Genomic DNA, 17,469 nt, shown 5'->3' with positions numbered 1-17,469 from the left:
ATTGAAGAACAGGAAATTATGATGGCGCATAGATCTTTCACAAAGCTTCGTACATTTTTAATAAGTGCAACATTATTATTAGGTGCAACTCAGGTTGCCATAGCAGGTCCAACAGTTGATCAGCTCAGTGACTGTTTGATGAAATCCACCACAGCCACCGATAAAACCACGGTCTTGCAATGGACCTTTGTGGCATTGGGTAATCATCCGGACTTAAAGGCTTTTAGTAATGTGACCGCTACTCAAAAGGAAGCATTAGATAAGAATCTGGCGACGGTGTTGCAGCGCATTTTAGTTGAGCAATGTTCAGCACAGACCAAGGCGGTGATTCAGGCTGAAGGTTTACAGGCAGTCGGGGACAGTTTCCAAACGTTGGGCAAAACCACAGGCGAGGAAATTTTAAAGAATCCTGAAATTAATAATCAGCTCAAAGGTGTGCTGCGTTATATCGATTTGAATCGTGTTGCACAGACTTTTTTGACACCGGGTTTGTTGAATAAGTTGGGGTTGTAAGAGAGATGTAAGACTCTTTTTGATCTAGTAAATCCTCTTCCTAACCCTCACTTGCGCTTCGTTTTAAAGCAGTGCTTTAAAACTTGCTCAGGAGAGGGAACCACGTGTATCAAATTGATTACGTGACACTCCCTCTCCCGTTGGGAGAGGCCTGGGGTGAGGGAACTAGTCATGCATAAAAAGGACTTTGAGAGTTGGATGCGTCCTAAGTCTTCGAGTTTGGTGATAGAAGATACTTTTTTTGATGGTCATATTTATTAGCTGTCTAATTCAAGCTTTTCCTTTATATATTTTGCTGAATTTTCAATATCAGGATAAATAGTAGCTTTATTTATACCTAATAAATCTAACTCTTTTAAAATATTAATTTTATCCTTATATTTGATTTTAAATTTAATAATATCAATATCAGGATGAGTGGTAGGATCTAGCTCATGATCATAACCAAACAGTAGGAATGAACCTGCCTGAGCTTGAATGCGTTTATCAATTTTTTTACCTTTTACACAAATTATTTTTTTTAGGTCATTCGATTCGATTCTTGGTTTAAAATATGGTTTTTCACTTTTGATAAAATGTAAATATTGTTCACATACTTTATCACTGGAGGGTAACCTAGGTTTTTTTATAATTATTTTTTCTATGTAATCTTTTTGTGTGCTATTTAATTTAACAATGTTTGAAATACAGGTAACTTTATCTGAATCAGAAAAATTGATAGCTTCTTTTTTTATAAGAAATAAAATTACTTCACCAGTGCTAAAAACTTTTTCATAATATTTGAAGTCCTTTACAATTATTTCATTGTTTGAAGGTAGAGTGGGTCGCACAGCCAAAAGATTTAGATCAAAATGTTCATCAGGAAGTTCAGAGGCAAAATACAGAGCAGTTAGTGGATTACTTGAAATATCTAATAATCTAGTTGGCATTCCATAGTGTTGCATTCTCGTTAAAGTGTCTATGGCAGCTGGCTCTTGATTAAAAAAACTAGGCTCAGCTGTAATCAATTCTCTATAAAGTATATGTTCACTTCTTTCATAAATTTTCCCTTTCGTACCGAATGATCTAAAGATTGACGGAGTTAATCTATATATGTCTTTAGAATGACCACGAAAAAAAACCTCATATTTTCTATCTGATTTTATTGACCGTGTTGTTGAAATGATTAAGTCAATATATTGTGAAACATTGGTAATATATATATTATTAATATTAGGAATATTGATGCTTGATTGAGAGCTTATTTCACTTGAAGAAAATCCAGATGGTTTAATTTCTTGAGTTTTATTATTTGAGATTTCTTTAAAATTTTCTCGATAATTATTGATGTCTTGAAATATCGAAAACTCATCAAGGATAGAAATTAAATCTCCTTCTTTAATAGTCCAATGAGTTCCTTGAAGTTCAGCAAGATTTATTTTTAAATTTTTAATTAATAAATTTTTTGTACTATTATAGTCTTCGATATCATCTCTTGGATCAGCTTTGTTTAGTGTTTTTTTGAAATTATATAAATTTAATTTTTTACAGTAAGTAGTTAATATTCTATTTTTTTTGTCTAATCTAAAATCTTTTATTTTTACTAGAAAAGTTTGAAATCTTAGATCATCAAAAATAATTAATGTAGGATAACTTTTTATTTCATTAAGAAATTCATTAGGCATTTTATCAAAATTATATTTAAGATTTTCATCTGTAAATTCTAAAAATCTATAAAGAGGAATTCTGAAAGAAATATTACCATCACTATTTACATGTAAATCAGAAGCATCGTTTAATTTTATTAAATTATAAAACATATTAAAAAAACCCCGCATTAAGCGAGGTTTTTATAACATGAAATCAATTAATTAGCGAATAAATTAACCAATCAATTTCTTCATCAACTCATTCACTTGCGCAGGGTTAGCTTTCCCTTTTGCAGCTTTCATCACTTGACCAACAAGACCGTTGAAAGCTTTCTCTTTACCAGATTTATACTCTTCAACCATCTTCTCATTGGCAGCAAGTACTTCCTTAATAATCGCTTCAATTGCGCCTGTATCAGTTTCCTGTTTCAAGCCTTTCTCAGCAATAATTTCGTCCGCGGATTTGCCTTCGTCCCACATAAAGCCGAAGACTTGCTTCGCGATCTTACCGTTAATTGTGTTGTCCACAATACGTGCAATCATACCACCAAGTTTTTCAGCTGATACAGGAGAGTCAGCCAAATCTAGGCCTGCTTTATTTAAAGCACCTGAGAATTCGCCCATCACCCAGTTTGCCGCAATCTTACCTTGTGCAGCGCCACCAGCAGCCTTAACAACTTCTTCGTAGAACTCTGACATTTCACGAGTCAATGTAAGCACGTGCGCATCGTACTCAGTCACGCCAAAGTCCGCCACGAAACGCGCACGACGTGCAGCAGGCAACTCAGGCATGGTTGCTTTAATTGCTTCGATTTGCTCATCCGCAATCACCACGGGCAACAAGTCTGGGTCAGGGAAGTAGCGGTAATCGTTCGCCTCTTCTTTAGAACGCATTGAGCGCGTTTCCATCTTCACAGGGTCGAACAAACGCGTTTCTTGATCGATGGTGCCATCCCAGTCCAGAATTTCCATCTGACGCTCAATTTCAACATTGATCGCTTGTTCAATGAAACGGAATGAGTTCAGGTTTTTCAATTCACAACGTGTACCAAATGGTTGACCCGGACGACGTAAAGACACGTTACAGTCACAGCGGAACGAACCTTCGGCCATGTTACCATCGGAAATACCTAACCAGCGCACTAGCGTGTGAATCGCTTTAATGTATGCAACCGCTTCTTCAACTGAACGCATATCCGGTTCAGAAACGATTTCAAGCAGCGGCGTACCGGCACGGTTTAAATCGATACCAGACATGCCTTCAAACTGGTCATGAATCGATTTGCCTGCATCTTCCTCTAAATGCGCACGCGTTACGCCAATGCGTTTAACGGTGCCATCTTCAAGCTGGATGTCGATATGACCCAAACCCACAATCGGGTTGTCCATCTGGCTGATCTGGTAGCCTTTTGGAGAGTCCGGGTAGAAATAGTTTTTACGCGCAAATACAGACGCCTGATCGATATAGGCATCGATACCTAAACCAAAGCGAATCGCAAGATCAACCACTTCTTTGTTCAATACCGGTAATACGCCCGGCATAGCCAAATCAACCAGGCTGGCTTGGGTGTTTGGATCATTACCGAATACAGTCGATGAGCCCGAGAAAATTTTGGTATTGGTGGCAAGCTGAGTGTGAATCTCGATACCAATAACGACTTCCCAACCATCAATCAGGTTGGATTTCGGTTTAGCCGATTTTTGAGCTTGAGCCATTATGCATTCTCCTCAGCAATTGCAGCGCGTTTTGTATGCCAATCTGTGGCCTGTTGATACTGATGTACCACAGATAACAATTGAGATTCTGACCAGTAATTCCCAATCAGCTGTAAGCCAACTGGCAAGTTGTTCTGGTCAAAACCGACAGGCGCGTTAATCGCAGGAAGACCTGCTAGGTTGACAGCAAGTGTATAAATATCGCCTAAGTACATTTCAACTGGCGTCAGATCCGCACCAATTTTATAGGCAGTCGTTGGCGCAGAAGGTGCTGCAATGACATCGACCGATTCAAATGCTTTGAGGAAATCTTGCTGGATCAGGCGACGTACTTTCTGTGCTTTTACATAGTAAGCATCGTAATAACCTGCAGACAGGGCATACGTACCAATCAGGATACGGCGTTGCACTTCTGCACCAAAACCTTCTGAACGTGAACGCTTGTACAGGTCCATCAGGTCCACAGGATTTTCTGCGCGATAGCCATAACGTACGCCATCAAAACGTGATAGGTTCGAAGAAGCTTCGGCAGGTGCGATCAGGTAATAAGTCGGAACATAGCTTTCAGTCATGTTGAGGTCGATCTCAACAAGCGTAGCGCCCATTTCTTCTAACTTTTTAAGTGATTCTTCGACACGTGCTTTAACATCTTCAGCTAGGCCAGCAACATTAAAATACTGTTTTGGAATACCAATGCGTAAACCTTTTACTGAGGTAGCGTTCAGGTTCGCGACATAGTTATCTACCACTTGATCCATTGAAGTTGAATCTTTGGCATCATGACCGGCCATGACATTCATCAGGTAAGCACAGTCTTCTGCAGAACGTGCCATCGGACCGCCTTGATCCAGTGATGATGCATAGGCAATCATACCGAAGCGCGATACACGACCGTAAGTCGGTTTAAGACCGGTCAGACCACAGAAAGACGCAGGTTGACGAATAGAACCACCGGTATCAGTACCGGTTGCAAATGGTGCCAAATCCGCTGCCACAGCTGCTGCAGAACCGCCTGAAGAACCACCAGGGACATGGCCCAGGTTCCAAGGGTTGGCAGTTGCGCCGTAATATGAGTTCTCAGAGGTCGAACCCATCGCGAATTCGTCCATGTTCACTTTACCCAAAGTGACCAGGCCCGCAGCTTTACCTTTCGCTACAACGGTTGCGTCGTAAGGAGAGATAAAATTGTCCAGCATTTTTGAACCGGCAGTGGTTTTAATGCCTTGGGTACAGAAAATGTCTTTGTGGGCAACTGGCACACCAGTCAGGGCAGAGGCATTGCCAGCTTTGATTGCAGCATCGGCAGCATCAGCTTCAGCCAACGCCTGTTCAGCAGTTACCGTCACATAAGCCTTGACCTGTGCATCAATTTTTGCGATGCGCTTTAAGTAGTGTTCAGTCAATTCGCGAGATGAAAACTGGGCATTTGCCAGACCTTCACTAAGTTCACGAATGGATAAGCGATGTAAATCTGTCATGAGAAATAATTCTTTACGTTTAATTTAATAAAAAGAATGAACTGGGTAGTAATTACTCAATCACGCGCGGTACGAGGTACAAGCCATCCTGAACAGCTGGTGCAACTGCTTGGTATTGCTCACGATGATTGGTTTCGGTAACCACATCATCACGTAGCGGCTGAGGGTGGTCGAAAGGGCTTTTCAGGGGTTCAATACCGTCGGTATTGATGCCTTTCAGGGTTTCCATCATGCCTAAAATTTTATTTAAACTTTGAGCATATTCAGCAGATTGCGTATCATTGAGAGATAACCTTGCAAGGTTGGCAATGGCTGAAACTGTTTCTGCACTTAAATCTGCAGAATGCTGTGCATCCGATGTAGACATAATATTACCTAATCAGTATTAAAAAAATTCAAATTATCATGCGTTATGATAAGCGATTGACTTGTCCAAATCATCACATTTAGTTAAAGTGGCCACCTTGCGTCCATATAAAGTTTAACTGAGAACGTCCCCGTGATTCTAAAACGACTAATAGGCTTGTTTTCGCCCGATCTTGCCATTGATTTAGGTACAGCAAATACACTTATTTATGCGCCAGGACGAGGCATTATATTAAATGAACCGACGGTTGTAGCCATCCGTCATAGTGGTTCACATAAAATTGTTGCGGCAGTCGGTCTTGAAGCGAAGCAAATGCTAGGTCGTACCCCAGCCAATATCTCAGCGATCCGTCCTATGAAAGACGGTGTGATTGCGGATTTTGAAGTCACTGAGACCATGCTGAATCAGTTTATTCGCAAAGTACATGAAAACCGTTTATTTACTCCGGCACCGCGTGTCGTGGTTTGCGTGCCATGTAAATCGACTCTGGTTGAGCGCCGTGCCATTCGTGAAGCCGTGTTTAATGCGGGCGCACGTGATGTACGTTTAATTGAAGAGCCAATGGCAGCAGCGATTGGTGCAGGTATGCCAGTTGAGCAGGCTTGTGGTTCGATGGTGGTCGATGTTGGCGGTGGTACCACTGAAATTGCAATCATTTCCCTACAAGGTTGTGTTTATGCAGACTCTTTACGGATTGGCGGTGATGTCTTTGATGAGCAGATCATTAACTATGTGCGTAAAGCGCATGGCTGTGTGATCGGCGAAACCACGGCTGAAGTAATCAAAAAAGAAGTGGGTATGGCGTTGCCAGATGAAGGTGCTAAACCGCTTGAAATTGAAGTTCGTGGCCGTAACCTCGCAGAAGGTGTGCCTCGCGCAATCGTGGTTAATTCTGACGAAGTCACCCAAGCGATTTCTGATCCATTACAAAACATCGTGTCTGCGGTGAAATCTGCTTTAGAACATACCCCTCCTGAGCTTTCTTCGGACATCGCTGAACGTGGTATCGTGTTAACTGGTGGTGGTGCATTACTGCGTAACCTGGACAAGCTGCTTGCCAAAGAAACTGGCCTGCCGGTGGTGGTGGCAGAAGATCCACTATCATGCGTGACACGTGGTGGCGGCAAGGTACTCGAATTTTTCGACAACCCAAATCATGACATGTTATTCGTAGGCTAAGAAAAGGATTCGGCGGGTGCAAGCACATCTGTTTTCTCGACAACCGCCATCTTTTCGCTCTTTTATCATTGCATTGGTAACATGCTTGGTGGTGCTTTTCTTTGATTGGCGCATGCCGCATGTTGTTCAACCTGCAAGGGATGTCCTGTACGCTGCTTATAATCCTATTTATGCGGTGGCCAGTTATCCGGTATTGTCGCGAGAGTGGTTGAATCAACAAACCAAGTCTGAAGCTCAGTTGCGTCGGGAAAATACCGCGATGCAGGCCGAGCTGTTACAGGCACAGGTACGCTTACAAAAAATCTCTGAACTTTCTGCTGAAAATACACGTTTGCGCGGTCTATTGGACACGCCACTGATCATTGATGGACGTATTGAAATTGCCGAAGTGATTGGTACCGATGCCGATCCATTACGGCATATTATCGTGATCAACCGGGGTTCGAATAACGAGCTGAAAGTCGGGCAAACGGTACTGGATGACAAGGGTATCATGGGACAGATTATCAATGTCTATCCGCATAGTAGCCGGGTCATGCTGTTGTCCGATAAAGAACATTCACTGTCAGTACGTCTGGAACATACCGGTATGCGTGCCATTGTTTCGGGCACAGGTGATCTGGGACGTTTAAAAATGGAATATGTACCGACCAGCGCCAATATCAAGGTCGGTGAAAAAGTCTATAGTTCGGGCTTGGGACAACATTTTCCGGCAGGTTATCTGGTAGGGCAGGTATCTAAAGTACAACGCCATAATTCTGGTGAATTTGCCCAGATTGATGTGACGCCTGCGGCTCAGCTGGCCGGTGGACATCATGTGGTGGTGTTATTTTCCGATTCATTAGCGATGGAGCAACCGCATGTCAATCGCTAAGATGAAATCCAGAAAGCATCGTGACCCTTTAATGGCCATCGTCATTTCGGTGATTGTGGCTTCTATTTTAATGGTCTATCCACTTTCCTATAATCTTTCGGGCTGGCGTCCGCTGTTTATGCTGATGATCATGCTCTTCTGGGTGTTGTGTCAGCCGACTTGGTGCGGGATCTGGTTTGCCTTTGGCACCGGTATTTTTATTGATCTGCTGCTGGATGCACCTTTGGGTCTGAATGCGCTAAGCTTTATCATTATTGCCTTTTTAGCCCGCTTTCTGACCCGTGAACGCCGTATCCTGACCTTTAATAATCTCTGGGTGATTATGGGGCTGGCGATTGTCGCATATCTGCTGATGATCTTTTTTACCCAGATTATGGCTGGCGTGCAATTTTCTTATGCACGGCACTGGATTCCGATGCTGACCAGTATTCTGGTTTGGCCTGCTATTTATTATGTGCTCAAAAAATGGCGCGTATAATTCTAGCTTCCAGCTCACCCCGGCGCCGCGAGTTGTTACAGCAACTCGGGCTGAGCTTCGATATTTACAGTCCCGAGATCGACGAATCGGTACAAGCAGGCGAGTCGGTTGCAGCCTATGTTGAACGTCTGGCACGAGCCAAAGCGGATGCTGTGGCCGAGCGTTATCCAAATGCCATTATCATTGCTGCAGATACCAGTCTGGGAGTGGATCAGGAGATTTTAGGCAAGCCTGAATCCAAACAACATGCGATTGAAATGTGGACAAAAATCTCCGGTCGGTGGCATGATGTCTATAGTGGTGTCTGTGTTCGTACAAAGCATGAAAAATACAGTATAGTGGTGCGCACACAGGTCGAATTTCAAATCCTGAGCGCTGCAGATATGGAAAGTTACTGGGCGACAGGTGAGCCCTTGGGTAAAGCAGGGGCTTATGCAATTCAAGGAATTGCTGCACGTTATATTCCAAAAATACAGGGCAGTTATTTCAATGTGGTCGGCTTGCCTTTATATGAGACAGTACAGTTATTACAGACGGTTAAGGCACTAAATTAACTGCTGAAAAGAATTCTTATAATGTTTTGAGTGTAGTTATGTCTGACGAGTTGTTGATTAACGTCACGCCGATGGAATGTCGGGTCGCGTTAATTGAAAACGGCACGGTCAATGAACTGTTTGTCGAGCGTACGGCCAAGCGTGGCCTGGTAGGGAATGTCTATAAAGGAAAAGTGGTGCGGGTCTTACCCGGCATGCAGGCTGCTTTCGTGGATATCGGACTTTCTCGTACTGCGTTTTTACATATCAATGATATGGTCTGGCCCCGCAATCAGCCAACCCCGAATGTCTTTGAGCTACTTCAACCGGGACAAGTCCTCACGGTTCAGGTGATGAAAGATATGCTCGGTACCAAAGGCGCACGCCTGTCTACCGATCTGTCGATTCCTTCGCGTTATTTGGTGCTGATGCCATATGGCAATCATATAGGTGTATCACAACGGATTGAATCTGAGGAAGAGCGCAATCGCTTGCGTTCCATCATTGAGCGGATTCAGGCAGAACATAAGCTGCCGGGTTCAGTGATTGTGCGTACTGCGGCAGAAGGGATTGAAGAAGAAGCCATCGCACAGGATATGGCTTATCTGGCCAAGCTTTGGGAATATATCCAGCGCAAGCAGAAGATTATTGCAGTACCGTCTTTGATCTTTGAAGAATTGCCTTTGCCGCAACGGGTGATTCGTGATCTGGCCAATGAAGAAACTGCTAAAATTTACGTGGATTCACGTGAAATTCATGCCAAGTTGCAGGAATTTGTCGAAGAATTTGTTCCGAACATGAAAGACCGTTTGCTGCATTATCCGGGTGAACGGCCAATTTTTGACTTGTATAATGTCGAAGAAGACCTGCAAAAGGCATTGCAAACTCGTGTCGCATTGAAGTCCGGCGGCTATCTGATGATTGACCAGACTGAAGCCATGGCCACGATTGATGTCAATACTGGTTCTTATGTTGGTGGTCGTTCGCTGGAAGATACGGTTTTTAAAACCAATATGGAAGCGACCGATGTCATCGCACGTCAGTTACGTCTGCGTAATCTGGGCGGAATTATTATCATTGATTTCATTGATATGCAGGAAGCGCAGCATCGTGAAGAAGTAATGAAACAGTTTGAGCGCATGCTGGAACGTGACCATGCCAAGACCAAGATTACTCAGGTATCGGAACTGGGCCTGGTAGAAATGACCCGGAAACGCACCCGTGAGTCGCTGGAACATTTGCTCTGTGAATCTTGTCCGACCTGTCAGGGACGTGGTTATGTCAAAACAGCCGAGTCAGTATGTTACGAAATATTCAGGGAAATTCTGCGTTATGCCCGTGCTTATGAGTCACAGAGTGGCTTTACTGTCGTCGCGCATCCGGCTGTCATTGATCGATTATTGACGGCAGAAGCGCCTGCAGTCGCTGATCTGGAACATTTCATTAATCGCGTGATTAAGTTCCAAGTGGAAAATCTGTATACGCAAGAGCAATACGATATCATTCTCAGCTGAAATTGTAACAGAATATCGTTAAACACTTGTTACATCTGAAATTTTACAACAGGGCCTTTATTTACAATACTAGATGCATGAATTAGCCAAAGCCGTTTCTCCCAGTTTCAGGCTTAGCAAAAGGAGTGTGTGATGAGTATGAGTAAAGCAGTAATCCATAAAGGCCTAAAACACGTATTAGAACCAAAGACTGTACATGCGGGATATATCGTCGATGAGCGCGGTAATGAAGTTCAGATTACCGCGAGCATGATCCGTAACGTCTGCCATCAATTATTACAACAGTGCCGTACTATTAAAAGCTGATTATATTTGTGCATTGTTTTTAACTTGTCAAAAAATGATTTGGATAGACGTTTAAATAGAGAAGTCATCCAAAATTTCTAAAATAATTTAAAAAGATTCCAAAAAATAAAGAAAAGGGACCAGATCGGTCCCTTTATTCTGTGCTCAAAGACTGGCAAAAATGATCAGCATCTTTGGCAGTCCATCTATCTTATTTATTCATCCGCGGCTAGCTTACCGCTCGTAACTTTGGGACAGGTTCGCCATCTACAATAAGTTCAAAACGTTGAATTTCTTCTTCCAGATGTGTCAGCAAGTTCTGCATTTTCGGCAGGGCATTACGACATGCGGTCAAGCCGACTTCCAGTTTGTCTAGATAGCTGGTCATAGTGATATTCAAGGCCTGACCATCCAGTACGATGGAAGCCGGATAAAGTGCTTCAAGACGTGCACCATTCCAATACAATGGTTCTTGTGGCCCAGGTACATTGGAAATAATGACGTTAAACGCCTGACGTGTCGGCATTAAACCGGAGGCAATATTCAGACCTGCTGCACCGTAGACAAAGGCACTATAGTTCAAAATCTGGTTGGCATTCATACGTTTGAAGCGTTCTTTGGCACTCAGCACACTGCGACGTACGATCTTGAGACGTTCCAGCGGATCTTCTTTATGCGTACCCAGATTGGCCAGAATCATGGTAATACGGTTGGATATATCTGAATCGTCACTGCGAACAGAAGCTGGAACCATAGCAATTAACGGTTTTTTCGGTAAGGCATTTTGCGATAATAAATATTCACGTAATGCACCTGAACAAATGGCCAGGACGATATCATTAATGGTCACGCCCAATGCCTTAGAAATATGACGTAAACGTGAAAATTCGAAAGACTGGGCTGCAAAGCGACGTGAAGCACTGACGCGTTGATTCAGAATACTGCTTGGCGCCTGAAAGCTGGATACATAATCCGGATTGCGTCCCATATCTTTCATGACGGTTTGCGACAGTTCATAAGCAACTCGTGGCGCACATTCCAGTTGCCCCTTAATGGTCTGCAGGACATTTTTAAACCTGTTCACTTTAGGTGCTTTCAGGCGTTTGGCACGTGGGCCTTCCACACACCATGGCGGTACAATACTCTTGGCATTTGGATCATGTGAAAGCGACTTTTCTACCAGACGCATGCCAGCGATTCCATCCACCATAGCATGGTGAATTTTGAAATACATGGCAAAACGGTTTCCTTCAATGCCTTCAATAATATGACAGGTCCATAAAGGTTTGGCACGATCAATCAGGGCACTATGTTCTTGAGAAATATAGGTTAGCAATTCACGGATACGGCCCGGTTTTGGCAGGGCAATATGACGAAAATGATGATCTAAATCAAATTCTTGGTCTTCATCCCAAAACAGGCCGTTTAAATAATTGTTAAAAGGTGGAATTGGAGAGCATTTTGAATTTTGGATATCCGTGACTAGATCCTGAATAAAGGAAGCTGGCGCATTGTCGGGAATTTGGAATAAAAATAGTCCACCTACATGCATAGGCTGCTGCCGTTTCTCTAAAGTTAAGAAAATAAAATCAATTGGATGTAATGGACGCATAGCGTGGATTGCCTCACTGCATTCTCTATGGCTTTTTTGCTAAAAGGCCTTGTTAGAATTATTACTTTAGTTTTTAAAGTATATCTTTTTTAGCATATAAATGAACTGCTTTATCTTGCCTTAACTGTGAAAAAGTGGCTATTGACAAGAACAAAATATCTTCCTAAGTTTATGAAATGTGAAAATTTTAGTTTTAAAATAGATTTGTAAAAATAGTATTTACTAGGCGAAGTGGAGTGTAACTTAATAATTATGTGTTATTAAAAGAATAGCATTATGTTCAATTTCACATTTTATACAAATAAATCAATGAGCTAAAATTTTATAAATTCTTTAATTAAAATAATATTATCCCGATAAAAGGTAATTTATATCTTGTCACTAAATGTAAAATTATCAATTAAAAAGACTATCTTTATTAAAAAATAGTCTTTCAATCAATAGCAACGATAAAACTTAATTTTATTTTTTTAGATTGCCAGCATGTAAGCCACATTCTTTATGGGTAGCTTCTTCCCACCACCAGCGGCCTTCGCGTTCATGCTGATTTGGCAGCACAGGGCGAGTACAAGGTTCACAGCCGATAGAAACAAAACCTTTTTCATGCAGGGCATTATAAGGGACTTCCATCATACGGATATAACTCCAGACATCTGCACTGGACCAGTTGGCTAGAGGATTGTACTTGATCAACTGTTTTCCCGGACCGGAGAAACCTGGATCTGCTTGAACCACAGGAATTTCATTGCGTGTACCCGGACTTTGGTCTTTGCGCTGACCAGTAATCCAGCCATCCAGCGTCGCCAGTTTTTTACGTAGCGGTTGAACCTTGCGTATACCGCAACATTCCTGATGACCATCTTCAAAGAAACTGAATAAACCTTTGGTGGTCACTAAATTTTGTACTGCATCCGTTTCAGGGAAGCAGATTTCAATCTCGATGTTGTAATGCTTACGCACCCGTTCAATAAACTGATAGGTTTCTGCATGTAGACGGCCAGTATCCAGACTGAATACCCGGAACGGTTTACCGAGATGCGATGCCATATCAATCAATACAACATCTTCAGCACCAGAAAATGAAATCGCAATTTCACCTTGCTGGCTCAGTGCAAGTGCCAAAATTTTATTGGGCGATTTATCTGCATATTCAGATGCAAGCGCATCGATACGATCAATAGTAGGAATGATGGTCATGAGAGTCCTGGCGATATAGGCTTGGAAAGGACATAGCCTATATTAATTAATTTCACATCTATTTTAATAGAATTGATTTAGTTGACTTATCACTAAAAAATAAATACTTATGAAAAAAATAGATTTAAAAAAGTACAGTACAAAATCTGTTGCTTCAGCTATGATAGTGCAAAATTTTTTCAATACAACTCAGAGGGAATGTTCATGGAAGTCGTATGTCTAGATTTAGAAGGCGTGTTGGTTCCAGAAATCTGGATTAACTTTGCCAAAAAAACCGGTATTAAAGAGCTTGAAGCGACGACTCGTGACATTCCTGACTATGATGTACTGATGACCCAACGTCTGAATATTTTAAAACAGCATGATTTAGGCTTGAACGATATTCAGGAAGTGATTGCAGAAATGGGTCCATTCCCAGGAGCAAAAGAATTTGTGAAATGGGTGAGTACGCATTTTCAATTGATTATTCTTTCAGATACTTTCTATGAATTTGCACATCCACTCATGAAGCAACTGGATTGGCCGACGATTTTCTGTCATAAACTGGAAACAGATGAAGCAGGTATGATCTCGGCTTATAAACTTCGTCAGCCAGATCAGAAACGTCAAGCTGTTAAAGCACTGCATGGTTTGAACTTCCGTGTGATTGCGGCAGGGGATTCTTATAACGATACCACCATGCTGGGCGAAGCAGATGCAGGTTTCCTGTTTGATGCACCTGAGAATGTCATTGCAGAATTCCCGCAATTCCCGCCAATTAATGGTTATGACGCGTTAAAAGAAGCCATTCGTAATGCTTCAGTGCGTGATATTCCAGCTTAAAGAATCAAAGTAAATAAAAAAGGCGCTATAAGCGCCTTTTTTATTTAATCTATGAATTAATTAGAAGCGATAACCGATTTTCATACCATAGGCAATTGCAGTGTTGTCTTCAAAACTTCCAACTACGGTGCCTCCAGTCTGCGCCTGAGCATCGCCTAGCCAAAGGTATCTTACACCCGCAGCAATAAAGTAGTTTTCTGCCGGGCTGTATTGACCGCCTAAGCCAACACTCCAGTAACCTTCAATTGGACCTAAAGTCGTTACTGGGTTACCTGCGCCAGAATCATAGCCTATAGACGTTGTGCCTGCCCATTTATTATTGAATTTGTGTGAAAGTCCAATATTCGCCGACCATTGGTCATCAGAGTAGTCAATCAGATTTTGAGCTTTTCCTCTGGCTGCGGTTGCCGCTGCCAATGCTGCCGGTTTGACTGCAAATTGGTCCCAATGTACCCAGCGAATATTGGCGAATGCTAAAGTATCTTTTGCAACGCCCGATTGTAGATCAATATTTACAGACTGCGGTGTAACAACTTCTGTTTGAGTTTTTGGACGAAGAATTGTGCCAAATCCAAATGATTCGGTAGTATCTAGTTCATGCTTAATTTCAGAACGGTATGTCACAGCTGCTTTTAATGCAATCTCTGGGATTGAGTACGCTGCACCAGCAAGCCAGCCGTAGGCTTCTGTTTCCTTAAACTTAATGTCATAACTACCTAGAACTGCAGCACCACCATAAGCTGTGCCGCGTAAAGAAACTTTGCCTTCAACAGTTTGGTAAACTGGGCCTGCGTAGAAGTTCCAGTTTTCATTTGGCTGATATCCAATGAGCGCAGTGATGTTGTTTGTCTTTACTTCAACAGAAGTGCCTTCCAATGTATTTGTTACTGTATTCTGTTGAGCAAAAGCATTAGATTCAGGTGCATATTGCGAGTCTGCACCAAATGGTTGATCATAAAGTAAGCCCAAAGAAATTTGATCTGTTGCTTGCACTTTTACAGCAGCAGTAGGGAAATAATAGTCTTCGCCCATATCGCTGACAGATTTATTACTTCCTCTAGGAGGAAGGTCTTTACCTTCAATTGTTGGATCAATTACTGTAAAACCAGCTTCAGCATAGTTGCCCGATTGAAAAAAAGCAGACATTGATTGCCCAGATCGATCTAGACCGCCAGCTATGACAGAAGTTGTTGGGATTAAGCTGAGCAAAATAGCCGAGCGAAGAGCTGTAAGCTTCATAGGGAACATTCCTTGTTGTAGCTTTATGTAAGTGATTGGCACGAAAAGTAACATAAATACAAAAAGAGTAAATGCTCAACTACGGTTGTAAAATGAACTGAAAAGTTAAAAATTGTACTTGTGTAGAGTAAAAACACTAAAAAAAATATTAATTTTATGATTTATATGGATTTATTTTTAGATGCTGAGTGGCTGATTGAATATTATGCAAAATGTTTAAGTGTTTGTTTATTGCTCAAATGAATCACAAGTGTATAAAAAAGAGCGTAGGTGTCATTGTTGAAAATGAAAAAACCATCTTTGCAGATGGTTTTTTCAGTATTAGTAATTAGAACTTGTAACCGATTTTTAAGCCATAAGCTAAAGCATCATTGTCATTAAATTCTGCAACATAAGTATCTGATCCAAAGTTAGATGCGGCTTGCGCTTTTGCATCGCCTAACCAGAAGTATTTAACACCACCAGCGATAAAGGTTGCAGGTGTTGGACTATATTGAAGTCCTAAGCCAACATTCCAGTAACCTTCAGTTGGGCCAAGAGTTGATATAGGATTACCTGCACCAGAATCCCAACCTACTGAGACATTACCTGCCCATAGATCATTAAATTTACGGCCTACACCTACGTTTGCTGACCATTGGTCATCAGTATAACCAACAATATCAAAGCCATTTGGGTTGTCTGGAGTCTGGCCTAGCGCACCTAGAGTATCTGCAACAGTTCCGAATTGTTTTAGGTCAAGAGAAAAGTCTTTCCAATTCACCCAACGTACATTTGCAAAGGCAACTGTATTTGCCATGATCCCTGTTTGGAAATCAAGGTTAACAGATTGGGGAGTTGTAATATTTGCATCTGTTGCTACATCGTAAACAGGGCTACTGCCAACAAATGCTAATACGTTACTTTGACCATATTCGCGAGCAGATGCTTTGTGGTCAATTTCAGAGCGATAAGTGATAGATGTTTTTAAAGCAATTTCAGGAATTTGATAAGCAAAGCCAGCTAACCAGCCAACTGCACCATCTTCATCTAAATCAGCATTATATAAGCCAAGGCCGTTAGCTGAACCATATGCCGCACCACGTAATTGAACATTACCTTTAATTGTTTGATAAACAGGACCAGCATAAATGTTGAAATTTTCATTTGGCTGGAAACCAAAAATCATAGACAAACTTTGAGTGTCAACTTCTACTTCAGTTGCTTCACCGTTTAAGTGGAACAAACCTGTATTGAGACCAACAAGTGGGTCACTTGTTGAGTATGCAGCATCAGCACCAAATGGTTGGTCATAGATCAAACCAAATGAGAAGTGGTCTGTTACTTGTAATTTAAGAGCAGCTGAGGGGAAGTAGTAATCATCTCCCATGTCAGAAAGATTGCCGCCACCAGCAGTTGAAATAGCCTTCCCAGATACATCTGGATCTAATACAGAAATACCTGCTTCAAAATAGTTACCAGGTTGCAAGAATGCAGAGATTGACTGACCTGAACGATCTAGAGCAGCGGCAAATGCCCCGGTCATTGGTACAGTTGCTAAAATCATTGCTGTCGTTAATGTCTTTAATTTCATTCTACGTCTTTCCTTGAGGTGCAAATGCAAATGTTTGTTGCTCATTTTGTGTTTATGTTTTTTGGCTTTTGGAGAAGTCGGTTAACCGAAATCATTTGTTACTCCGTGTCACAAAAATAGCACAATTAAAATAAGAGTAAATGCTCTAGATATAACTAATCAGTTCAAAAAGTAATCATAATAGAGTTTTTACACCAAAAAATAGCCTCATTTTGAAATAAGTATTTGAAAGTAAAGGAAATAAAATAATGAAGAAAAAATGATTTTTTGTATAAAAAATATTCTAAAAATATGAAGATTAACGCTAATTTTTTGAAGTATAGATCACATTTTGAAAGGATGGTGCGCCCTGCGGGACTCGAACCCACGTCGGTCGCTTAGGAGGCAACTGCTCTATCCAGTTAAGCTAAGGGCGCGAAAAGAAGGCTATTGTACTGTAAAAAATACAAAAAAAAGTTATT

General features: G+C 41.6%; 16 protein-coding genes and 1 tRNA gene. 8 read left to right on the top strand and 9 right to left on the bottom strand.

Annotated features, from left to right (window positions below; genetic code table 11):
* Positions 1-21 precede the first annotated feature (21 nt).
* Positions 22-513, top strand: coding sequence for a hypothetical protein (locus Q9R21_RS02675; RefSeq protein WP_153566967.1), 492 nt, complete (start codon positions 22-24; stop codon positions 511-513).
* Between the two features lie 257 nt (positions 514-770).
* Here Q9R21_RS02675 and Q9R21_RS02670 read toward each other — a convergent pair whose 3' ends face one another.
* The 4 genes from Q9R21_RS02670 to gatC form a co-directional block, all read right to left on the bottom strand.
* Positions 771-2,312: an FRG domain-containing protein gene (locus tag Q9R21_RS02670; RefSeq protein WP_311203665.1), complete on the bottom strand. Its 1,542-nt coding sequence runs from the start codon at positions 2,310-2,312 to the stop codon at positions 771-773.
* A 63-nt stretch (positions 2,313-2,375) separates the two neighbouring features.
* Complete coding sequence (gene gatB, locus Q9R21_RS02665) at positions 2,376-3,857, bottom strand: Asp-tRNA(Asn)/Glu-tRNA(Gln) amidotransferase subunit GatB (protein WP_311203664.1); 1,482 nt, start codon at positions 3,855-3,857, stop codon at positions 2,376-2,378.
* Entirely contained in the window at positions 3,857-5,335 is a 1,479-nt protein-coding gene (gatA, locus tag Q9R21_RS02660) for an Asp-tRNA(Asn)/Glu-tRNA(Gln) amidotransferase subunit GatA (RefSeq protein ID WP_085064471.1), read from the bottom strand. The genes gatB and gatA overlap by 1 nt, the downstream gene beginning before the upstream one ends.
* A gap of 52 nt (positions 5,336-5,387) precedes the next feature.
* Entirely contained in the window at positions 5,388-5,702 is a 315-nt protein-coding gene (gatC, locus tag Q9R21_RS02655) for an Asp-tRNA(Asn)/Glu-tRNA(Gln) amidotransferase subunit GatC (protein WP_005262428.1), read from the bottom strand.
* A 132-nt stretch (positions 5,703-5,834) separates the two neighbouring features.
* Here gatC and Q9R21_RS02650 point away from each other — a divergent pair, with 132 nt between their 5' ends.
* From Q9R21_RS02650 to Q9R21_RS02625, 6 genes are all read left to right on the top strand, one after another.
* Positions 5,835-6,881: a rod shape-determining protein gene (locus tag Q9R21_RS02650; protein ID WP_004279360.1), complete on the top strand. Its 1,047-nt coding sequence runs from the start codon at positions 5,835-5,837 to the stop codon at positions 6,879-6,881.
* A gap of 16 nt (positions 6,882-6,897) precedes the next feature.
* Complete coding sequence (gene mreC, locus Q9R21_RS02645; protein WP_004279362.1) at positions 6,898-7,755, top strand: rod shape-determining protein MreC; 858 nt, start codon at positions 6,898-6,900, stop codon at positions 7,753-7,755.
* The gene (gene mreD, locus Q9R21_RS02640; protein ID WP_253159266.1) at positions 7,742-8,233 is read left to right on the top strand and encodes a rod shape-determining protein MreD; all 492 of its coding nucleotides are present in this window, start codon (positions 7,742-7,744) and stop codon (positions 8,231-8,233) included. The genes mreC and mreD overlap by 14 nt, the downstream gene beginning before the upstream one ends.
* Entirely contained in the window at positions 8,221-8,787 is a 567-nt protein-coding gene (locus tag Q9R21_RS02635) for a Maf-like protein (RefSeq protein WP_311203663.1), read from the top strand. Before mreD ends, Q9R21_RS02635 begins: the two co-directional genes overlap by 13 nt.
* 38 nt (positions 8,788-8,825) lie before the next feature.
* Entirely contained in the window at positions 8,826-10,280 is a 1,455-nt protein-coding gene (gene rng / locus Q9R21_RS02630) for a ribonuclease G (RefSeq protein ID WP_004646221.1), read from the top strand.
* Positions 10,281-10,412: 132 nt separating this feature from the next.
* Positions 10,413-10,586 carry a PA1571 family protein gene (locus Q9R21_RS02625; protein ID WP_004646222.1) on the top strand — a complete coding sequence of 58 codons (174 nt, stop codon included), beginning with the start codon at positions 10,413-10,415 and terminating at the stop codon, positions 10,584-10,586.
* A 208-nt stretch (positions 10,587-10,794) separates the two neighbouring features.
* Here Q9R21_RS02625 and Q9R21_RS02620 read toward each other — a convergent pair whose 3' ends face one another.
* On the bottom strand, positions 10,795-12,177 hold the full coding sequence (locus tag Q9R21_RS02620) for a wax ester/triacylglycerol synthase family O-acyltransferase (RefSeq protein ID WP_005251228.1): 1,383 nt from the start codon (positions 12,175-12,177) through the stop codon (positions 10,795-10,797).
* Between the two features lie 462 nt (positions 12,178-12,639).
* The gene (locus Q9R21_RS02615; RefSeq protein WP_311203662.1) at positions 12,640-13,374 is read right to left on the bottom strand and encodes a phosphoadenylyl-sulfate reductase; all 735 of its coding nucleotides are present in this window, start codon (positions 13,372-13,374) and stop codon (positions 12,640-12,642) included.
* A 204-nt stretch (positions 13,375-13,578) separates the two neighbouring features.
* Between Q9R21_RS02615 and thrH the strand changes: the two genes are divergently transcribed.
* Positions 13,579-14,196, top strand: a complete 618-nt coding sequence (thrH, locus tag Q9R21_RS02610; protein ID WP_311203661.1) for a bifunctional phosphoserine phosphatase/homoserine phosphotransferase ThrH — start codon at positions 13,579-13,581, stop codon at positions 14,194-14,196.
* A 60-nt stretch (positions 14,197-14,256) separates the two neighbouring features.
* On the opposite strand, the gene Q9R21_RS02605 is transcribed toward thrH, so the two are convergent.
* The 3 genes from Q9R21_RS02605 to Q9R21_RS02595 form a co-directional block, all read right to left on the bottom strand.
* Positions 14,257-15,435, bottom strand: coding sequence for an outer membrane protein transport protein (locus Q9R21_RS02605; RefSeq protein WP_311203660.1), 1,179 nt, complete (start codon positions 15,433-15,435; stop codon positions 14,257-14,259).
* Between the two features lie 328 nt (positions 15,436-15,763).
* Positions 15,764-17,008, bottom strand: a complete 1,245-nt coding sequence (locus tag Q9R21_RS02600; protein ID WP_178928423.1) for an OmpP1/FadL family transporter — start codon at positions 17,006-17,008, stop codon at positions 15,764-15,766.
* Between the two features lie 340 nt (positions 17,009-17,348).
* Positions 17,349-17,424: transfer RNA gene (locus Q9R21_RS02595), tRNA-Arg, on the bottom strand.
* Between the last annotated feature and the right edge of the window lie 45 nt (positions 17,425-17,469).

The sequence above is a fragment of the Acinetobacter sp. RG5 genome, assembly GCF_031844265.1.
In the GTDB taxonomy this organism is placed as follows: Bacteria; Pseudomonadota; Gammaproteobacteria; order Pseudomonadales; family Moraxellaceae; genus Acinetobacter.
The sequence above is the reverse complement of the archived record's forward strand: the minus strand, read 5'-3'. Positions and strand labels throughout refer to the sequence as shown.